General features: G+C 47.3%; 11 protein-coding genes. 2 read left to right on the forward strand and 9 right to left on the reverse strand.

Features of this window, described 5'->3' with window-relative positions; genetic code table 11:
• The 8 genes from ABLA33_RS07685 to ABLA33_RS07720 form a co-directional block, all read right to left on the reverse strand.
• A partial coding sequence (locus tag ABLA33_RS07685; RefSeq protein ID WP_347719871.1) for a discoidin domain-containing protein occupies positions 1–1,771 on the reverse strand: 1,771 nt, incomplete at its 3' end.
• A 685-nt stretch (positions 1,772–2,456) separates the two neighbouring features.
• Positions 2,457–3,893, reverse strand: a complete 1,437-nt coding sequence (locus ABLA33_RS07690) for an alpha-amylase family glycosyl hydrolase (RefSeq protein ID WP_347719872.1) — start codon at positions 3,891–3,893, stop codon at positions 2,457–2,459.
• Positions 3,894–4,033: 140 nt separating this feature from the next.
• Positions 4,034–5,434, reverse strand: coding sequence for a DUF5115 domain-containing protein (locus tag ABLA33_RS07695; RefSeq protein WP_347719873.1), 1,401 nt, complete (start codon positions 5,432–5,434; stop codon positions 4,034–4,036).
• An 87-nt stretch (positions 5,435–5,521) separates the two neighbouring features.
• Complete coding sequence (locus ABLA33_RS07700) at positions 5,522–6,718, reverse strand: SusE domain-containing protein (RefSeq protein ID WP_347719874.1); 1,197 nt, start codon at positions 6,716–6,718, stop codon at positions 5,522–5,524.
• A gap of 85 nt (positions 6,719–6,803) precedes the next feature.
• The gene (locus ABLA33_RS07705; protein WP_311490168.1) at positions 6,804–8,444 is read right to left on the reverse strand and encodes a RagB/SusD family nutrient uptake outer membrane protein; all 1,641 of its coding nucleotides are present in this window, start codon (positions 8,442–8,444) and stop codon (positions 6,804–6,806) included.
• 19 nt (positions 8,445–8,463) lie between these two features.
• A complete protein-coding gene (locus ABLA33_RS07710; protein ID WP_311490167.1) occupies positions 8,464–11,574 on the reverse strand; it encodes a SusC/RagA family TonB-linked outer membrane protein in 3,111 nt (1,036 codons plus the stop codon).
• A 108-nt stretch (positions 11,575–11,682) separates the two neighbouring features.
• Complete coding sequence (locus ABLA33_RS07715) at positions 11,683–13,857, reverse strand: glycoside hydrolase family 97 protein (RefSeq protein WP_347719875.1); 2,175 nt, start codon at positions 13,855–13,857, stop codon at positions 11,683–11,685.
• A gap of 669 nt (positions 13,858–14,526) precedes the next feature.
• Positions 14,527–16,371, reverse strand: coding sequence for a glycoside hydrolase family 13 protein (locus ABLA33_RS07720; RefSeq protein ID WP_311490190.1), 1,845 nt, complete (start codon positions 16,369–16,371; stop codon positions 14,527–14,529).
• Between the two features lie 234 nt (positions 16,372–16,605).
• On the opposite strand from ABLA33_RS07720, the gene ABLA33_RS07725 reads away from it, so the two are divergent.
• A complete protein-coding gene (locus tag ABLA33_RS07725; protein WP_311490165.1) occupies positions 16,606–18,222 on the forward strand; it encodes a DUF6377 domain-containing protein in 1,617 nt (538 codons plus the stop codon).
• Between the two features lie 91 nt (positions 18,223–18,313).
• Here ABLA33_RS07725 and ABLA33_RS07730 read toward each other — a convergent pair whose 3' ends face one another.
• Positions 18,314–19,189, reverse strand: coding sequence for a hypothetical protein (locus ABLA33_RS07730; RefSeq protein ID WP_311490164.1), 876 nt, complete (start codon positions 19,187–19,189; stop codon positions 18,314–18,316).
• A 234-nt stretch (positions 19,190–19,423) separates the two neighbouring features.
• Between ABLA33_RS07730 and ABLA33_RS07735 the strand changes: the two genes are divergently transcribed.
• A partial coding sequence (locus ABLA33_RS07735) for a PD-(D/E)XK nuclease family protein (RefSeq protein WP_347719876.1) occupies positions 19,424–21,661 on the forward strand: 2,238 nt, incomplete at its 3' end.

Below are 21,661 nucleotides of genomic sequence, written 5' to 3' on the forward strand. Positions count from 1 at the left end.
CAATGTAGGAGAAGAAGTCCTGACGGATCACTCCCACATCGGAAACGGAGCGCGCAGCCCCTTCCACATTAGGCCAGGTACGGAAAACGCCTTCTTTGGCAATGCTACTGAGCGATTTTCCACTGTAGTAGCGCGAATGGCCAAAGCCGTTGGAAATTTCGTTTTCGGCTTGCGGAAATTCCGAGCCAAAGAAAAGGCCGTCAATATAGAAGGGCTGACCGAGACTCATGGTGTAGGCACTCATGCCTCCCACACCGCCGGAACCTTCTGGGTGAGACCATCGCTGATTAGCTGCCACGCCCTCAACACCCATATTCTCCATTTCAATATAGTCGATAGGCGTGGTGCGGGCTGCCTCGTCTGCAGCACTGATGAGGAGATATTTATGCAGGAAATGGTCTTTCTCTTTCATTTCTACCACCATGCTGACATTCCACGTAGCACTGACACCATCTGCAGGGTTCACGTGCTGATAAGGCTTCATCTCAAAGACGAGACGCTTACCTCCGTCGATACTTTCTTCTCTAACATTGTTGAGTGTCATTTGAGAAGCGGAGAATGCCGTAGGGAGCGGAACGGCTACAGTGTCTGTAGAGAGATTGAACTCTGCACAACAGCCAAATTCGCGACCGTTGACGGCGCTGGTCTCTGTCAGACGCACATAGCGCGCTGTGATGTCGCGGCCGAGGTCTGTCCAAACCGTGGCCACCTCCGTATAGGCGAGTGTGCCTGTCTTGACTGTCTGCCAGTCGGAACCATTGTCGGATACGGAGAATTCATAGCCTGCAATATTTCCATTGGAGCGCACTCCCTCCGAGCCGGAACGTGGCAGATAGCCAAAACTGCGGAAAGTGGCAGCTGCCCCGAGGTCGATGGTTAGAGAATGAGGCAGAGCAGCAGAGCCGTTGCCTTGCTGACCGGAATAGAACGTATGCCACAGCGTTGCGGCATCGCCATCAATGGCCAAAGAGGGATCGCCCACCGTAGCACTTTCGTGACACCAGGAATCGGCCGTAGCCGTCCAGCCCGTACGGGGAAGCTTTGTCATCTCAGTGGCAGCAGCCTGCGCTTCTGAAGACAGGCGGAATTCGCCGCAAGCAGCAAACTTCGCACCGTTCCAACTGCTTTTGATGATTACTTTAACGTAGCGCGCCGTTATGTCGTGACTGAAATTTGTCCAAATTTCCTTGAGACTGTAAGGCATCGTTCCTGAATAGACCGTAGTAAGAGCCGTGGGAGTATCGCCTGCTTGTATCTCTATTTCTTTTGCGTGTCCGTTGACCGATTTGTCTGCTTGACGCGTGGTATATCCGAAACTGCGGAACGTTTGGCTACTACCGAGATCTACGAGAAACCAGTGGGGCATCTCTGCGAGCGAAGCGTCCGTATAGTTGGAATGCCAATAGGTGGCATCATTTCCGTCAATAATAGATGCGGGCGTTCCGCAGCCATTTTCGGGCGTAAAGCCATCGGCGGTTATCGTCCAGGAAGCGCGGTTGAGCAAACCGCCAACCTGCTTTTTCTGCATGACAGGATTGAGCGAAAACTCTTCACTCCCCGCAGAGGGAGTGAAAGTGGCAAGAGGCGCGGTGCGCTTATTGACCATTTTTCCAGGCCGAAGCTGTTGTCCTGAAATATTGAAATGACGCTCGAGGTAAGCATTACTGATACTGACGTCCGTAGCCGTCCGCGTCACACTTACCTGTGCCTGCATTCCAACGGGCAGTAAGACACTGACCCCTAAGAATAAGGAAGGGATTAAAAGTTTCATGAAATGTAAAAAATTTGCTTTATAGGTAACGGGGCGCAAATTAAAAAATAAAAAAAGAAATACAAACTTTTGCAACAGAAATGACTGCTTTTGCGAAGAAAGGATTCAGCATCAGTTGTTCCCACATCGCAGCAAAACATTGCCTCCCCTATTCTTGACATTCAGCTTTTCAGATATAGATGTGAAAAAGTCTTTCTTTTTTCCGCAAAACTTTAGGGTACACTTCTGGAAAGCTTTTCCGACCGCTTTTTTCTTTATTATTCCCTCCCAAAAAGCAGAAAAGCCGGCAGTTTTCACAAAGAAGCGCGCCGTTATCCTTATCCTGTCAGCTGACACAATAAGGCTGTCAGCTGGCAGCCTTATTGCGTTTGAAAACTTCCTTATTGTATTCTGGAACATCTCGCGAAAAGTGGAAAATATCCCCATTTCATAGTGCGCCAAAACTGCGTTATTCCTGCCCGCAATCAAGCAAGTTGAATTTCGCGCCATTCTCGAAGCCGTAGAATAAGAACTTTATTTACAAAGAAAGGGACAGACGAAAAAATGCCACAAGGCTGTGAGAACAGAACCTTGTGGCGTTTGAGAATTGTTGGAGAAGCAGTGGAGCTCAGATGAGTCGGACGGGTCTGACGAGTCCGACTGGTCAGACTGGTCAGAGGAGTCAGATTAGGACGAGCCTCTCCTATCACTTCACCAAGACCTTTTGGCCATTGATGATATAAAGACCAGAATGTGTTGTGCTGACGCGGCGACCTTGGAGATCGTAGACGGAAGTTTCGCTGTGGGGCGCAACAGTAGGCGTTTGCACACTGGTGTAAACGGACTGCAAGGCTGTGGGCAGATAGAAAGCCCAATTGTTGCCACCACAGGCGCGGAAGTAGCCGTCGGGTACTGTCTTTGGCATCGTGGCTACGTTGCCGATACGACAAATCAAAGTGCCGTTTTTACCTTCGGTGCGGCTCTCGTAGTAGGTGTTGCTGCGCACAACCTCACAATTGCTCTGCGAGGTCACGCCAGCCACACGGCGAGCAGCAATCTGATTCTTGATGACCGTCTTATTACCCACCCAATGCGGCCAGAAGACGCAGGGCACGCCAGGAGCACTCAACAAAAAGGCATAAGCCTGCGCCACATTGCCTGTGTATTTGCTGCCGTCGCGGTAAGTATCGTGATTGTCAACAAAGGTAACCGCATAACGATTGGTTGAGCTGTTATGGATGAGACCAGCAGGGCGCAGCGTTGTGCCATTCTCTTTCCACGCCATATTGGCGTAGTTGTTCTTGGCCAAACCGTTGTTGAGTGCTGCATATTTCTGGGGAAAATCGAACGCCATGGACTTATAGCTCGTAGCAGCCAGCCAGGCTTTGACGGCATCATAGCTGCCATCCCAATACTCGCCCACGCTGAGCCAAGGCTGCGATGCGTCGTTGTAGATTCCCACATATTTCCCTTCGAAACCTTTCACAAAATCGTAGCGCCAACCGTCGTAGCCCATCTCGCCCTTCATCCAGTTGAGATAAGCCTTGATGTCGTTCTGCACATTGGCCGAAGTGTGGTCGAGATCTCTCGCACCACCCCAGTTTTCTCCCGTATCGTTTGCACCGGTAGCCATGCCATAGGTGGCGCGGAAAGTGGCTGCTCCAGCCTCGGTATTGACCTCATCGTTGCGACAAATGTCGGCCAGCGTGAGTTGGTAAGAGCCATACGCTCCGAAGTTGTCGGGCGAGAAGTTTGCCCAATCGGTATAGCCGGCACGGTGGTTGATGACGATGTCGGCAATGACTTTCACGCCTTTGTTATGGAAGGCCGTGATCAGCGTTTTCAGATTGTCGGCCGTTCCCCAACAAGAGTTTTGGTCGTTCCACACGCGCGGATGATAGCCTACATTTGACCCACCAACGGTATAGCCTCCCTCGGGATTGGCTGAAGGTGGCAGCCAAATGCCCGTGAAGTTTTGCCCGATTTCATCAACAGCAGGCAGCAGTTGTGCCCATCCTGTTTGTTGCTGCGAATTCCAATAGAATCCTTGCAACAGCACATCCTGGCAGTCGGCCGGTGCTTGCGCGCGCGCCGAAGCAAGAAGCAGAGCGAAGAAGGAAAGGAGAAGTGTACGTTTCTTCATTGTGTCGTAATTTTTTTATTGATATTTGATTTCTTTCTCTAACGAGCAGCAAATATAGAAAACTTGCTGTAATTGAAAATTCCCCCACCCGAGAATCCCGGATGGGGGAAAGAATCAGTTATGACAATACATGCTGGAGTTTACTGTTTAGTAATCGTGCAATAGTAGTGGTTAGCAGTCTTGCGAGAGAGGTACAACTTAATGGTGTAAGTACCGGCAGCGACAGAAAGATTATCGCCATTCTGGATGAGATTATTGGCGCTGCCACCAAAGTTGATGTCCCAACTACCGTTAGCGCGGAACTTGAACGTTCCGGCTTTGAGCGTCGTCGTTATCGTCCAGCTCTCATCGGCTTCATTAAATGTCATGGCTTCGTCGCCGTCCCAACCTTTTGCTGTAGCATCACCAATGATGCCCCAAGTGGTAGGAATAGCTTCGAACTTAGCAGAAGGAACATTGGCCGTAATCTTGTAGTAGCCAGCAGTAGCCACCTTGATATTTCCAGTGCCTTCGCCTGTGAAACCCGCAGGATAGCTTGTGAAGCTGCTCCAGTTGTATTCGCCATTGTCCCAATTGCGCTGCTTGGTGAACTTAAACTCTGATTTGAGATAAGCGAAACCTTCATAGACGCCATTGAAGTTGGCAGAATGCAAAGCAGGTGCAGAAGCCGGAGTCCAGCTATTGCCGGTGCCTGGAGCATAGATATACTCAGAATAGTTGAGCGGAGCGATGGTCATGGTATAGTCCATCATGTTCAGCTTAATGGTGTAGTATTTTGCACCATCAGAAGCTCTCTGAAGGAAGCTACCGCCCTGAGCCACCATACCAGCCTCGAGACGAGTATCACCATTTTCTGTGTCGGAGCCTAAAACACCGTTCCAGTTTTCAACAGCAGAGCCGTCGGCCTTCATACAGGATGCCGGGACAATCTTAAACTGTGCATCAGCACGAGTACCATCAGCCTTGACAGGTGCGGGGACGGTCATTGTGAAGATAGGATCATCGTAGACATCCTCGGTGCTGTGGTTGAACTTAACGGGTGTAGTCCAGTGAGAGTTTGTGCCCACCAAGTAGTAAACGTCTTCAATGACAGGAGCCACGAGGGTAGCCGTTACGGTGATAGCCTTATCGAGACGGAAAGACGCTCCTCCCATTGTGGTGTAGGCATAGACCGTTGTAGGAATCTCGCGTTTGTTGGGACGCTTGCCATAGAGCTTTTCAATAGCAGCCTTGAGGTCGGCAGCAGCCAGTTTACCATTCTTATCAGAATTGAGATAGACAGAATCGGTGGCCGCAGCGTTCTTCAAACAAACCTTATAAGTAGGTTCAGTGGCTTTCTCGGCCGTGAAAGTTGCCTTATAGATAGAGACAGAATCGGTCGTTACGTTGGCATAGTCGATAGCTGCAGCGGGTTCTATATTGAGCGCGGCAGAAAGAGCTGCCTCTTGGGCGTTCTGCTTCGGTTGTGCCCAGTCCGTATAATCATCGGAGCAACCAGCAAAGAGCAAAGCCAGCCCCATTGTAAACAGTACTTTTTTCATACTTATGCGTTTTTAGTTTTTTTGAACTGCGCGGTGCTGGCAGCGGAGCATTCCGCTTACCAGCCCTTGCAGCATACAAAACAATTATTACTTAGCCATGAACATATAGACACCTGTGATGTCGTTGAAGAAGACGCGATACTTACCAGCATCTACAGGGATGTTTGCTCCACCTTTAGCCCCTGCACCGCGCGGGAAGTCGTTGCCACCCCAGTTAGTTGACCAGCTGCTATCAGTGAGGAACTTCGCCGTAGTCTTATCGGCAGAGGTATCAAGATCGTAGAACCAGTCGTGGTTATTGCTGGATGCGCAAGCAGTCATCGCCGTTGAAGTGCTCCAACCGTTGAAGTCGCCAGCAATGAGCATCTGCGGATAGGTGGAAACAGCCGGAGTATAAGGAACGACAGTCATGCTATAGTTTTCTGTATTAAGCGTAATCTTGTAGTAGCCATCTGAAGGAACACAGATATTGGAAGAACCACCATCGTTATGAACAATGGTCAAAGCGCCATCAGAAGAACCGAACTGGTCATCCCAACTACCTGGAGTTTTCACTACTTTGAAGCCTGCCGTGGTGAGATAGCCTACGTATTCGATAATGCCCTTACCGGTTTTCGCGTTGTAAGTTTGATCGGGAGCTACATACATCGGAATCATACTCTTTCCGACAGCGTCGGCACTATTGGTCCATTTACCATCACCAATACAAGCGCCAATGAGATACCAGAGTTCGGGCTCGGCAGCCTTGAGCATTACATAGTAAGGAGCTACATTGAGCTTCACCACATTGGAGTAGACCGTATCGGTTGTACCAGTGGATGTGGGGATATAGGACATCACGCGCACAAAGACATTCGCTTTGCTGGGAATATTTGTCTCATCCCAGCCGTTGAGTTGTTCGATGAGCTTGTCGAGGTCTTCAGCGGAGTATTTATACTTGCAATCGGTGAGCACACTTGAGAGGTTGGCATAGTCGGCCTTTTTAGCACCGGTTTGATCTGCATCGGCCTGTTCTTGCGAAACTTTGAAACTATCGCCCTTGGAGACTTGCACCATATAATGTGCCGCAACGGGGAAGCCACCAAAGTCGGGCTGTGACCAAGAGAAAGAAAGCGAGTCGGTCGTTGATTTCAAATCCACGGTATAGCCGGCATAGTTTGGCGTGTTAAGCACAAATGTCTCCGGAATCTTCAGCGTAGGATTTGAATCATTATCGTCCGCACAAGCAGCGAAGAGGCAAACGCTGCAAAGAAGCAGCAATGCTGACTTAAAATATTTTTTCATAATGATTTCTTTATTAAAATGAAAAGTGGCGTGCTACAAGCCGCGGGGACGAGCCTTTTAGCTCATAGCACACAGACTTTATCTATCAATTATAACCTTCGTTGTGTTTGAGGTTGGGATTTGCATTCAAATCCTTCGTAGGAATGTCGAAGAGATTGCGCGTGGCAGCGAAATTGCGACCAGCTTGCGTACCACCCTTCCAAGACCAAACGTAAGAGGAGTTACCTCCATAGAGACCGAAACGAATCAAATCCATACGGCGACGGCCTTCAAAGAAGAATTCACGAGACCATTCGCTGATGATGTCATTCAGATTGTAGAACGACTGCGTCTTAGCATTGGCACGCTTGCGGAGAGCGTTGATGGCATTCGTTCCTTCGGTGGAAGTCTTACCTCCGTTCAAGCGGGCATCGGCTTCACCGTAAGTCAGATAAGCCTCAGCAACACGCATCAGGAAGAAGTCGGCATCGGGGAACTGAACGTTGCTCGCGCCAGCACCTGTAGTGGAGGATGAATAGAAGTTGGTGAACTTCGTCACAGAGAGTCCCTTCTTGAAGTCCTTCGTAGTGTTCGACGTCACGTCCACCGTGCGACCGTCGCCCCAGAAGAGTGCGCGGTCGTCCTTGGCAGCTGCGATGATGTCCTTTGTTGTTGAGAGCGGACAAGCACTGGCATTGCCATTGAAGAACTGTGCCACCAGATTGGGACGTGCACGATTACCAGCCCAAGCCAGCGTAGTACCATTAGTAGCCGCGCCGTCAACATTGGCTGCATAGGGGTGCATGGTGTTGTCGTAGGTAGATGCCATCAAGAAGAGAGAACATGCCCAGCTGGTAGTCAGCACACCATCTTGGAGTACTGGCAACACAGCTTCCTGGGCTGCACTGCTTTCGCCATTATCGCCCATGAAGAGCATCTGGTAGGCAGTCCAGCCATTCTGGCCTGTCGTGTTCAGATGATAAGGAGAATCCATGACTTTCTTGGCATATTCTTTTGCCTTGGCCCATTGTGCCGTTCCGGTGTAGACTTCTGCATTCAGATAAAGACGAGAAAGCAGCAACCAATCGGCGGCCTTGTCAGGACGAGCATAACCTTCATCAGAAGATTTCTTAGCACGAGCGTCAGACAACTGCGGTTCGATTTCGAGAAGTTCTTTCTCAATGAAATCATACACCTGAGCACGCGTATAGCGCGGTGGTTTTACAGAAGTGACCGTGGTAGAGAACGGAATATTACCGAAGTTGTCCATCAAATAGTAATAGTAGAGGGCGCGGAGCCAACGTACTTCGGCCGTCATCTGCGCATTGTAGTTGCCGGCTTCAGCAAGATACTGGTTGCACATCGACACACCGAAATAGAGGCGATAATAGAAACCTTCAAGCATCGGGTTAGCACCATCATAAGCATTATTGGTAAAACCAGCGATACCGGGGTCGCCCCAGCAGCAAATGGCTTCATCAGTGGGCAACTCATTAGAATTGAAGAGCTGGCGAACAAATCCTGACGTACCGCCATCGATACCGTCAACGTCGCAATCGTCGTCGGAACTGCCGTTACCAGAGATACCCAAGTTGGCAAAGCACTTATTAAAGAGTGCCTCAACATCCACCTTTGTATTCAGGTTCGGATCGATGGGCTTCACGTCCAAATCTCCGACACAAGAGCTCATGCTCAGTGTCAACGCAAAGGCTGACAGAGACAGCATAGTTTTGATATTTCTTTTCATAATCGAATTCCTTATTAAATTAGAAGTTGAGGTTCAGACCCAGCGTGAGGCTGAAAGGACGTGGATAAATGTCGCTGTCGATACCAGGTGTTGCCCCTAAACCAGTTTTGAAAACTTCGGGGTCGATACCTTTATACTTCGTAATGGTAAAGACGTTGGAAGCTGCCAAGTAGAGACGGCCGCCCAGACCAGAGTAGTTGCCCATACGGAAAAGGTTCGTGAAGTTATAGCCCAATGTGATGTTGTCGCACTTCAAGAAAGAACCGTTCTGAACAAAGTGGTCGGACAGGACTGCGTGTTCTTCGGTAGACGCCCAACCGCGGTTGATAGATTCCAGCGGACGGTTGCTCAAGAACTTCGAAGAAGACCAAACAGCAGAAAGGTCAGAGGAAGCAGCATCGTAGTTGTTGTAAACGTAGTTGCCAACATTAGCACGGAGCGTGAAGCTCAGATCCCACTGCTTATAAGAAAGGCGGGAAGAGAGGCCAAACGTCCAAGGAGCCATCGGGCTCTTGTAGAAATACTTGTCGGCTTCAGTGATTTGTCCGTCACCATTGCGGTCGACTACAACGCCCGAAATGGGCTTGCCGTCCTTACCGTAAACCTGCTGATAAACGTAGTAGGAGAAGGCAGGCTTGCCAACAGTGTGTGCTTGGGCGTTAAAACCAGTTCCAGCAGAGATACCACCTACTGCAACATAGTAGTTCTTGTCGCCACCGATAAGTTCTGTGATTTTGTTTTGGTTGTAAGTGGCGTTGAGGTTGATGTCCCAGAACCAGTCATCGGTCTGGATAGCTTTGTAGTCGAGAGCAAGTTCGAAGCCTGTGTTCTTGAGTGAACCGATGTTCGTCATCACAGTGTTCTTAAAGTTAGTACCCGCTGCAACGTATGCGCGATTGAGCAAGTCTGTTGTCTTGCGGTAATAGTAGTCGATAGATGCCGTCAAGCGGTTGTTGAGGAAACCTAAGTCTACACCTGCATTATAAGTAGTGGTAGTTTCCCACTTCAGATTAGGATCGTAAGCATCTGGACGGTTGAGTACGCCGTAAGGTTTACCATCGCGGCGCGTGATGGGATAGAAGCTGGACGTACCTTTATTGATACCGTAAACAGCGAAGTAATTATAGTCGCCGATACCTTCCTGCTGACCCGTCTGACCATAACCAAGGCGGAGCTTCAAATCGGAAATCTTTTCAACATTCGTCAAGAACGGTTCGTTCTTAGCCTTCCATGCGAAAGCGAAAGAGGGGAAGAGTGCCCAATGGTCTTTGAAACGAGAAGAACCATCATCGCGCAACGTTGCCGTGAAGAGATAACGATCTTTATAAGAATAGTTCGCACGACCGAAGAAGCTCACGAGATAGTTCTCTGTCTTGTAGTCGTAGGGAGAAAGATTGTAGATCGGAGCTTCGCCTGCAGCAATGAGTCCTTCTGCCACCTGTTTAGCCTGCAGAGTAGCGTAGTTAGGATTGGTAGTAGGATATTTGCCCCACGTCAAGGAATGCTGACTTCTCCAGAAGTGTTGCCATTCGTAACCAGCCATCACGTCGAAGTGGTGACTATCGTTGAGATCCTTATAGTACTGAGCGTAAGCATTGAAAGAGAGATTGCGCTTCAGAATCTTATCCCAGCCGTTGTAGCCATAATAGTAAGTCTGACGACCATCCTCTGAAGGATAACCAGCAGGCTTAATAGTGGTCTGCTTTCCTTGAGAAACATCAGCACCTAAGTTCATGTGAAGACGAAGGTCTTCAAAGCCATGTACCTTATAGTTGAACTCAGCGTTACCAATAAAAGAACGGCTGCGCGCCTTATCGTCCATGAGCTTCAACAAAGCAACAGGGTTGGCCGTACCCAGATTGTTCCAAGCGTTAGGCCAAGCCGGGTCGTTCAGAGAAGCACCCGTAGTGCGCCATTGGAAGTAGTTGTGGAAATTAGCCGCATCAGGAGAAGTTATATCGTAAATAGACTGAGTAGGGTCCATCCAGAGCGCAGCACCTACAGCACTACCGTTGGCATATTGGCTTTCTGCGTACATGCCTTTTGCGCTCAAATTCATCGTGAGATGATCGTCAAGGAAAGAAGGGCTCAGATTCAAAGCTGCAGTATAGCGGCGGAAATCTGAAGTCTTGAGAATACCTTGCTGATCGGTATATCCCAGAGAAACGCGGTAAGGCATCCACTTGAGTGAACCGGAGAGCGTCACATTGTGGTCGTGACTCCAAGCCGTGCGATAAATCTCTTTCTGCCAGTCAGTATTGGCCGTACCCAAAGCTTGTGCAGGCTCACTGGTTTCACCGTAGTATTTTTTCACAAAAGCGCGGAACTCATCACCGTTCATCACTTTCAAAGTCTTTTTCTTCGTACTCATCGTCACGCTACCAGCGTAGGAGAGTTTCGGAGCCTGACCGCGAGCACCTTTCTTAGTGGTGATAATGATAACACCGTTAGAACCACGGCTACCATAGATGGCCGTTGCAGAAGCATCCTTCAGGATGTTGAAGCTTTCGATGTCCTGCGGATTCACCATAGAGAGCGGATTGGCAAGACCTTTCACACCTTGGTTATCCATAGCCACACCGTCGATGACAATCAGCGGATCGTTGCTGGCATTCAGTGACGAACCGCCACGAATACGGATGGTTGCACCACCACCAGGAGTACCACCAGCGGAAGTAACGGAAACGCCGGCCACCTTACCTTGGATGAGGTCCTGCGGGTTAACAACCAAACCTTTGTTCTTGCTGTCTGGCTTGATAGACATTACAGAACCCGTCACATCTGATTTCTTAGCCACACCGTAACCGATGACAACAGCTTCGTTCAGTGTACTGTTGTCTTCAAGTACGACAGTCACCGTTGGAGCTGCTACAACATCGGCCGACTTATAGCCAATATAAGACACGCGAAGCTTGCTGCCCTGCTGAGCCTTAATAGTAAAGTTACCCGCGGCGTCTGTATTTGTAAGCGCTTTAGGATTCACAGAGGTCACACTGGCAAATACCACCGGATGACCATCAGTGTCCTGTACATGTCCCTTCACCGTAATGGTCTGTGCCACTACGTTGAGAGAGAGAAAGATTCCTGCCACCAACAGCAACAGAAATCTGAAGTTCAACTTCTTACTCATGTTAGTATTGTTAGGTTATATAAATTAGATGAATTATTCTGTTTTGTAGTTCGCCATAAGATACTGACTGCTTTGAAAGTTCTACTGCCGAACACATTTTGAGTTGCTTTATTTTGCAATAATGCTAATGGCAAAGCCGCCACCACTGGCTACGCGAAGTGTCAGTTTCGTTTTGTTAGTAATGGTCTTCTTTGTGATGGTATAAGCCGCAGGATTTTTGTCCCAACTGGCATTTTTAGCATCACAATAAATAGTAGCTTCATATTTCTTACCAGGTACGAGGAAAGAGAAGTCGAGGTTGGACGTATGGCCGTTGTCGCCAGCAGTGCAGCCCACAAACCAATTTTCAGAGCCTTTGGCCTTACGAGCAATTGTGATATAGTCGCCTGGTTCTGCCTCAAGATAGCGGCTTTCATCCCAATCCACAGCCACATCCTTGATGAATTGGAAAGCATCCATGTGGGCTTGATAGTGCTCGGGTACATCAGCAGCCATTTGGAGGGGACTGTACATCGTTACATACAGTGCCAACTGTCGAGCCAGCGTGGAGCGGCAATAGCTATGATTGGTTGGATTCAATTTGGAACAATCCATTTCGAAGATACCTGGTGTATAGTCCATCGGGCCACCAATCAAGCGGGTGAAAGGCAGGATGGTTGTATGATTTACAGAATTTCCCCCCATCGCTTCATACTCCGTGCCACGGGCACTCTCGTTGCCTATGAGATTGGGATAAGTACGGCAAAGTCCTGTAGGGCGCGTAGCCTCGTGGGCATTTACCATAATGCGATAGTCTGCTGCTTTCTTGAGGGCGTAGAGGTAGTGGTTGTTCATCCATTGCCCGTAGTGGTGTTCGCCACGCGGGAGGATATTGCCCACATAACCACTCTTGACGGAGTGATAACCATTGTCCACCATAAATTGATAAGCAGTGTCGATATAGCGCTCATAGTTGCGCGCAGAAGCGCTGGTTTCGTGGTGCATAATCATTTCTACGCCGCGAGCTTTGGCGTATTCGTGGATAGCTTTCACGTCGAAATCGGGATACGGCGTAACGAAGTCGAAGACGTGATCTTTTTCGTGGCCGTACCAGTCCTCCCAACCTTCATTCCAACCCTCAACAAGGAGTCCTTGGAAACCATTGGCCGCTGCAAAGTCGATGTAACGTTTCACATTGGCCGTATTGGCTGCATGACGACCATTGGGGCGTGCTTTTGCATAGTCGGTCTCACCAATTTTCACTGAAGGAAAATCATCGGTATAAGCCCATGAGCTTTTGCCAGTAATCATCTCCCACCAAACACCCATATATTTAATAGGGTGTATCCAACTGGTGTCTTCCAGCTTGCAAGGCTCATTTAGGTTCAGCGTCATGCGAGAAGCCAATATATCAGTAGCCTTTTCGCCCACAATGATTGTGCGCCAAGGCGAAGTGCAAGGTGCTTGCAAGTAGCCCTTGTCTCCGCGAGCATCAGGAGTGAGCCAACTCTCAAAGGTCATTGTCTTATCGTCGAGGTTGAGGTGCATCGTGGAATAGTTGATGCAGGCTGCCTCATGAAGGTTGATATAAAGGCCGTCGGCTGTTTTGAGCTGGAGAGCTGTCTGAACTGCTGTAGGACCAATAGGTGTTTGCGAGGAGTTGGGCGTAATAGCTTGGCGCATCTTCGCGCGAATTTCGCTCAACTTTGAAATAACGGTTTCATATTCTTGCGTATCGTAGTCGCCAGGAATCCAAAAGGCGGTATGGTCTCCGGTCATAGCAAACTGCGAATGTTCTTCTTTCACCACAAAATAGGTCAGATTCTTCTGCTCGGGAAACTCATAACGGAAACCAAGACCATCATCGAACAAGCGGAAGCGCAAAACAATGAAACGATCATTCTTAGGTTGGTTGAGCGTCACCTCCAACTCATTGTAATGATTGCGTATGGAAGATTCCTCTCCCCATACGGGTTTCCACGTTTCATCAAAGGTAGACGTGCGCGTACTAACAATACTGAAACCTGTCATAAGGTCGGCCTTGCGGATGACCTCTTCAGAGGGTTTATTCACCATAACGCCGAAGTCCGTAGAGTTATTTGGATCTTCCTGCTTCAGTTCTAAACCAAGCTTGGAGGGTTTTATCACGGTTTTTCCCTTAAAGGTCAAATCATAAGTAGGACGCCCTGAAGCGTCGAGCGAGAAGTTCATCACAAACTTACCATTCGGCGAAATGAGTTGTTGGGCCTGCAATGGCAGAAGAGCCAGAGCGATAAGTGACAGAATCAGGAATGTACGTTTCATAAAATTCTTTTTTGCGTAATTCTATAAGCAGTTAAAGAAAACAGGCGTTCTAAACTTTCCACTACTTTATTGGTGCAAAGATATAATGAAAAAACATTCATTAACATAGAGATTTATTCATTCGAAACTTTTGTGAAGTCTGCAAAAACATTATTTTATTCATTTTCTGATAGTTAGCTATCTTTGTCGGGGCTTATTTTATAAGTCGATTTATCAAGCAGAGTTTGCAATTAAGCCTTAAAAACAATAAAAACAAAGATAATATCACAAGTTTTTTGCAACTTTTCCGTGAATATCATAAAGAAAAAAAACGAATTCTATTATCAAACTCCCTCATGCCGCATTGATATGCTCAAATAGCATTATCAAGATATAAAGCTTTCTCGTTTTCATAGCATAAGAAAAGAAAGTATGCTTCAGAGAAAGAAAGGGAATCTACAATAAGTATCGAACGACTTGTGATTACAATAAGACTGTCAGCCGATAGCCTTATTGTGTCAGCTGGCAGCCTTATTGTAGCGAAAAATACAATAAGGAAAAGTACAGCTCTCACAAAGAAGTAGAAAAACAAACGAGGTCGCGCCTCTTCACAGAGACACGACCCACTGAGCGTAAAATTACCTATTACTGATTACATCAAATACACAAAAACTGCTATCTAAAGAGATCTCACCTATTTTGTATAGGTGAAAAATCTAATATCATTTCGTCGCGGCCGTCCAGATGGACTGTTCCATCGAGCTTTACTTCCTTTTCATGCACCAAATCATAAACCGACTTTGCTGGAAGTACCTGACTGAAAGGCGTAAGGTCTACCTCGCGTGGTTCGTCCATACCATTGATGAGCACCGTTACTACCTGCCCATTGTGAATACGACTATAAACATACACTCCATCACGAGGGGGAAAATGAATAAGTTTCCCCTGCCCTATTGCCTCGCTCGTTTTCCGCCATTGCAGCAAGCGGCGCGTGAAATCATAATATTTCTGTTCGAGCGGAGTGCGCTTGGTAGCATCGAAAACTCTTTTGGGGAAATCTTGGCGCAGTGTGCCATCGCCTTTCGACTTGTTGCCCGACATGGCTACCTCCGTACCATAGTAGACTTGGGGAATACCGCGCAATGTGAGCAAAAGTGTGAGCGCTTGACGGTAACGCTTGAGGTTCTGTGCTTTTTCGGGGGTAGAATTGAAACGATCTGTATCGTGATTTTCAAGGAATATCATCAAGTGCATGGGGTCTGCAAACACAATATCCTGTGTGAGATAGTCATAGATACGAGCCATGCCACTGTCCCATACGTTGGTCTCTTGGTCGCACACTTGGTTGAGCAGCGCCATCAAAGGAAAATCCATCACAGTGGGCAATTCGGAATTGTCGCTCCCTGCCAGTTTACTATCTTTCTGCCAGTAAGAGACGCCTACATTATTGTTGATCCACGTTTCACCAACGATGTTAAACCCTGGATACTGAGCATCGATTTCCTTACACCAGCGCGCCATGGCTTGGCGGTCAGCATAAGGGTACGTGTCCTGACGAATTCCATCAATACCAGCATATTCTATCCAAAAGATGCTATTCTGGATGAGATAGTTCATAACATCGGGATTCCGCTGATTTAAGTCGGGCATGGATTCCACAAACCAGCCATCTTGCGCCAAAGCCATATCAGACTGCGAAACGTGGGGATCACTCACAGAAGCCGTGCGGTAAGTGGTTTGAACATAGCGAGAATTGTTATTAAACCAGCTATCATCGGGGCGATCTGTAAAAAGGAAGTTCTTAGAGCCACAGTGGTTGAAAACCATATCCTGCATCACTTTCAACCCCTTATTGTGGGCAGCTGCCACTAAATCACGATATTCCTCATTCGAACCATAGCGCGGATCTATCTGGTAATAGTCGGTGATGGCATAACCGTGGTAAGAGAAATCCGGCATATCATTTATGAGCAGTGGGGTTATCCAAAGCATCGTTACGCCTAAATCGGAAAAATAATCAAGATGCTGCCGAATACCCGCAATGTCGCCACCGTGGCGAGCATCAGGATTTTGAGGATTACAATCTTGCTCCAATAGCCCTTTGACTACATTGTTGCGCGGATTACCATCGCAGAAACGATCTGGCATCAACAAATAAACAACATCATGGGCATCCCACGTTTGGCGGGATTGAGCTGTACGTTGCTTGAGTTCGTAAGGCACTTTCGTGGTCTTGCCGTTCTGCTTGAGTTCTATAGTAAATTTCTGAGGTGCAGCCGTTGCCGTATTGACATATAATATAAGGTAGTTGGCGTTCTCCGGACGAACAACGCGATTAATCGTTATATCCTTCGAAGTCAGCGAAACTTCACTACTTCCTATCTGGTTTCCATGCAGCAGTATCTGCAGTTCGGGATTCTTCATGCCTGCCCACCAAAAGCTGGGCTGCACTTTATCCAATACTGTTGCACAAATTCCTGCTATCGGAAAAACAGCACTGCAAATAGCACTTAATATGTAGCGTATTGTTTTCATCATTTTCTTCAACGTGTGTTTTCGTATTTTGCAAAGATATATCTTTTCATGAGCCTCAACAAGGTAATAAAAATTAAATATAAGTCATAAATTATATTATTCAATTATAAATCAGATGAATACAATTTATATCTATTCCTTTTTTAGGAAGTCATTTAGGAAAGAAAGATACTTCTATTTGGTTCTTTTCTGAAAATTTCATACTTTTGAAACCCTTAAAGATACTCTTAAAAGATGAAATCTCTATTCCTCTCTTTCTGCCTCATAATGCTTTGTATTGCTCCGGGATGGAGCAATACCGATTATAGTAATGAAACCAAAGAAATTTTCAAACAATTAGATAAGGTCATAGCACAAAAAGAACTCTACCAGCAGTCGCTCGAAAAAAAGGCTACAGCATGGAAACGACAACTCCAACATGCCAGTGGCTACAAACGTATCAATATATGCAAACGATTGGTGGAAGATTTCTACCTGCATACACAAACCGACTCTGCCAACAAGTACGTTGATCAAATTGCCCATTCCATCGAGGCAAAAACCGATACTAAGCTGCAAAACTACGTTTGCATGCAACGCGCCAACATCTTTGCTACAACAGGCATGTATCACGAAGCTCTGGAAACTCTTTCTCACTGTAATCGTCAAGCTTTCAACCGTAACGACCTGTTGGCCTATTATCATTTGCTACGAACAATCTACGGGTGGATGGAGGACTATACGTCCAATACTTTTATTGCACAAAAACTTCGCTTGATAAAAGTTAGCTATCGCGACTCTATTCTGAAGCTCGAACCCAAGGGGCTTGGTCGCAATATCGTCATGGCCGATAAGGCTATTGATGAAGGCAACGCTCGATTAGCTTTAGAATATTGCACTCCAAATCTGAATGGAAAAAGCAAAGATAAAGCCTACTCTTACTACAACTTGGCCGAATACTATCGCTTGATTGGCAACAAAGATAAAGAGGCTTACTATTTGGCAAAAACGGCCATTATTGATTTAGAGTCTGGCGTAACAGAATATATCGCCTTACCCAAACTGGCGGAATTGCTCTTCAAAAACGGGAATATCGAACGGGCTTACAACTATCTACTTTGCTCCATTGAAGACGCCAACTACTGCAAAGCACGCTTGCGCGCCATTGAAGCAACAAATATATTCCCCATTATCGAAAAAGCTTACAAAGAAATGAATCATCGCCGACGACTGACGGAATATGCCCTTTTCATCGGTCTGTCCTTGCTGACTCTCTTGCTGGCCTATGTTATCTATTCCTTACGGAAACAAATGCGAAAAAATGCGGAAACTCGCCGTCAATTGGCCGAAACAAACCAACAACTCAAAAAGGCCAATGAAGCCGTGCAGGAAACAAACAAGCACTTACTCTTAACTGATAAAGTGAAAGAGGAGTATATAGCACGCTATCTGAGTCGTTGTCATGATTATATCGACAAACTTGATTTATATCGTCGCGACTTACTCAGAGTTGCCAAGAACGGACAAAAGGAAGATTTGCTCAAACTCTTGAAATCAGAGACCATTGTTGCTGAAGAACAGAAAAACTTCTATGCTGATTTCGACAATGCTTTTCTCACTCTTTTTCCCCATTTCATCGAGAATTTCAACAACCTCCTCGAACCTGAAGCACGCATCGTTCCAAAGAAAAATGAACAATTAAATACCGAACTACGCATCTTTGCTCTCATCCGTTTGGGTGTGACAGAAAGCACGCGCATTGCTCATTTTCTCAACTATTCGCTCGCCACGATCTATAACTATCGCAGCAAATACCGTAACAAAGCTCTGTGCGAGAAGAACGAATTTGAGAAACGAATAGAAGAGCTTTAATGCTTAAAGAACGAGAGGAAGCAATTAAACAAGAAAGCTTTTCTCTCCCGAATCAGTTGAAGAAATTAAACTTACACAAGGAGCAAAGAGCCTAATACCCAAAGCCCCAATAATGATAAATCAAAGAATGCAGAACTTTATTAGTATGAAGGTCGTACTGGCTCTTGGCTGAAGGATTGAGTAAATCAGAAACATTACGGCGCGCACTCATCCACGTTTCTACACGTTTTTGCATCGTGGATATTGTATGGGAATTATTGAGCCTTTTCAGGTCAGACACGCTATAAGAGGAGAGGTCAGAATCCTTTAGCATTTTCGCCGTAACATACGGACGACTTAGTGACATATAATAATAAAGAGAGTCTACAGACATTCCTTCGTCCGCTTTCACAACCTCTTTGTCTGAGGCCGTAAACGTAAGAAGGTCTTCCGTCAAACAAGCCATACGAATGTAACTAAGGTTCTGAAATAGGTCTGCACTAAGGACTATAGAAATCGTTCCGTACCCATTTTCTATAATATTAATATCCATCGCGATTTTATCAAACGTGCGTAGCGAAGCCAGAAGTGTTTTCCAGATTTGATCTTCTCTCAACAATGCCTGCTGAAGTTGTACGGAGTTCTTACCAGAACTATCTGCCAAAACTTTCAATCCTTTTTGGGGAGCAAGCAATTTCCGAGATAAGTAGATCGACTTGCGATCCTGTTCTTTCGCCCTATCATAAAGCCAATTAGCGATACCAGCCGTCGAGCTTTCCGGACACTCTACCGTATCTTTATAGACAGGTCCTAACTTCTCAAGAAATTGTTTATCAATCGTCATTGTTTCCTCTGCAACACTATCTTCGGGAACATCATCACAACAACTCAGTTCTACCCCCGAACGCACGCCCCCACTAAGATTAGCAGAGAAAACCAAATTGCTACTGAAAGCCAACCAAGCCAACACACAAAACATCTTCTTCATAATCCTTAATATTTCTAACGCTTTTATTTTTTTCTCTCTTGAGGCAAAGATAACATTAAGTCTTCCAACACACCTATTCTTCCTACAAAAAGCTGCTTCCATAGCATAAGAAAATTGCACAAACGAATTTATCCCTATCTGATATTTAGAAATTAAAAGCTTTGGTTATTGGCAGATTTACGTACTGTGAGGGGGAAAGACATTATCTTTGCAGAAAACAAAAGATTTAGGTGAATGGTTGTAAGGAATGTATTTGAGCCAGAATCGGCAGCAGATTTTTGGCAGCAAATGGTGGCAGCTTATGAATTGGAAGATGCTCAACAAATGTATCTCGAATTTGGCAAGATTTTTGGCCATTTTCTGCACCAACACACGGCGCGGAGCACGGTGAAATTGGTAGGAGCGTTCGCACAAACCGATTTTCTTCTGCGCGAACACGAGGTGCAACCATCGCTGTGCAAAGCTGTCAACGAAGCGCGCATACGTTTCCGGAAAGCAGGCAGCGGTGAACTCACTATAGATATACTCCGCGAAAACGCTCCTTATGACTTCAAAGCCATTTGCTTATTTATTGAGCAGGTGGAAGGGACATCCGTACCGCCCGAAGTGGAAAGACTCTTTCCTACCAACCGCCCACAACGCACGCTGAAAGTACCCGAAGCTGAATACCTGCGCGTACTGGTCAGCAAGGTGGACAACGACAACATCTACGGGCAGATAGAAGCAGAGCCCTTGGAGGTCGTCATCTGTTATTCCCACGGCAACACCATTTACAACTTCGATTGGACTTATCTGCGGCAGCAACTCCACGGCGGATCGCAAATCAACATCATTCGCCCTCGCCTGTACGATGGTATCTTGTATCCCGAACTCATCATTGTAGAACCTGATTATCTGGTGGATATTTCTGCCATCGCGGCTTGCTTTGAAAATTATGCCCACTCGCCACTCATCTATCTGCTCAATAAGATTCGCGCAACGGAACCTACAGAAGCTATCTTGCTCGGTAACTTGGCGGGGCAGTTGCTCGATGAAGAAGTCCACAGCGAGGGAGAAGGACAACCATACGCCGAAAGCGTGCAGCAATTTTTCAAAGGCAACGCCCTCAACCTCCTTGCTGCCAATGTATCGCCTGAATTCCATGAGAACGCTATCAAGCAGAAGCGCAATATTCATAAGGCTATCAAAAACGATATGCCGCAACAGCTGAAGGAGTATCAGCAGCGCAATGTGATGCTTGAGCCGTCTTTCTTCTCCGAAATGCTCGGTTTACAAGGACGTATGGACTTCCTGCAACTCGATCAAAAGGTACTCATCGAACAGAAGTCGGGCAAAGGCGGTTGGCCGCAACCCGATCCCAACACCCCTGTTCACCAGGAGAAACACTATGTGCAAATGTTGCTCTACATGGCTCTACTGCGTTACAACTACCGTGAGCAATACGACCGCAACGACCACCATCTCAGTGCCTTTCTCCTCTATTCGCGCTACCCTAACAGTTTGTTGGGAATGAGCTTTGCGCCTCAGCTTCTCTTTGAGGCTCTGAAAATCAGAAACGGTATAGCGTGCAACGAACTGCACTTTGCTGAAGGCGGATTTGAGTTGCTCGACACGCTAACGCCCGAACGGCTCAACGAACGCAAGGCACACGGCACGCTCTGGGAGCGTTACCAGCGCCCACAGATTCAAGCCCTACTTCGCCCTATCCACAACGCCTCGCCGCTGGAGCGGATGTACTATTTCCGCTTCCTCACCTTCATCGCAAACGAGCACGTGCTCTCGAAGTTTGGCAACCGCACAAAAGAGAACTCCGGATTTGCCTCAGCCTGGCACGCCTCGCTCAACGAGAAGCGCCAAGCGGGCAACATCTACGATCGTCTCCAACTGCTCTCCCCTTCCGTCAACGATTCTCCGCGTCCCGTCACACGCCTTGTACTGGGTTTTAGCGAACAGGCCGATAATGATATGTCGAACTTCCGCTTAAACGATGTCGTAGTGTTCTATCCTTACACGCCGGGACAGGAACCCGACCTGCGCCGCACTATGGTATTCCGCTGTTCCATTGAGAAAGTGACAGCCAACCGCATTACGCTCGTTTTGCGCGCCCCACAAACGGATGCTAACGTCTTTCTCCGCGATGCCGACAAGCATTGGGCCATTGAGCACGACTTCATAGAATCGTCCTATAGTTCTCTCTATCGCGGAATGCACGCCTTCCTTTCTGCGCCACAAGAGCGACGCGACCTGCTCCTCTTGCAGCGCGACCCCGCCGTCGACTCCTCGCTGCAACTCTGCGGCGACTATGGAAAATTCAATGAATTGGCTTTGCGCGTGAAGCAGGCACAGGATTTTTTCCTCATTATTGGCCCGCCAGGAACGGGCAAGACTTCTTTCGGACTCATGACAACGCTCCACGAAGCATTGCTCACGCCTGATGCTTCCATATTGCTCTTGTCGTACACGAACCGCGCG

Source organism: uncultured Alloprevotella sp., from assembly GCF_963536905.1.
GTDB lineage: Bacteria > Bacteroidota > Bacteroidia > Bacteroidales > Bacteroidaceae > Alloprevotella.

Excerpts from the sequence above, each read along its gene's own strand:
- ABLA33_RS07690 (WP_347719872.1), bottom strand. The coding sequence starts at position 3,893 with ATGAAGAAACGTACACTTCTCCTTTCCTTCTTCGCTCTGCTTCTTGCT.
- ABLA33_RS07695 (WP_347719873.1), bottom strand. The coding sequence starts at position 5,434 with ATGAAAAAAGTACTGTTTACAATGGGGCTGGCTTTGCTCTTTGCTGGT.
- ABLA33_RS07700 (WP_347719874.1), bottom strand. The coding sequence starts at position 6,718 with ATGAAAAAATATTTTAAGTCAGCATTGCTGCTTCTTTGCAGCGTTTGC.
- ABLA33_RS07705 (WP_311490168.1), bottom strand. The coding sequence starts at position 8,444 with ATGAAAAGAAATATCAAAACTATGCTGTCTCTGTCAGCCTTTGCGTTG.
- ABLA33_RS07710 (WP_311490167.1), bottom strand. The coding sequence starts at position 11,574 with ATGAGTAAGAAGTTGAACTTCAGATTTCTGTTGCTGTTGGTGGCAGGA.
- ABLA33_RS07715 (WP_347719875.1), bottom strand. The coding sequence starts at position 13,857 with ATGAAACGTACATTCCTGATTCTGTCACTTATCGCTCTGGCTCTTCTG.
- ABLA33_RS07720 (WP_311490190.1), bottom strand. The coding sequence starts at position 16,371 with ATGAAAACAATACGCTACATATTAAGTGCTATTTGCAGTGCTGTTTTT.
- ABLA33_RS07725 (WP_311490165.1), top strand. The coding sequence starts at position 16,606 with ATGAAATCTCTATTCCTCTCTTTCTGCCTCATAATGCTTTGTATTGCT.
- ABLA33_RS07730 (WP_311490164.1), bottom strand. The coding sequence starts at position 19,189 with ATGAAGAAGATGTTTTGTGTGTTGGCTTGGTTGGCTTTCAGTAGCAAT.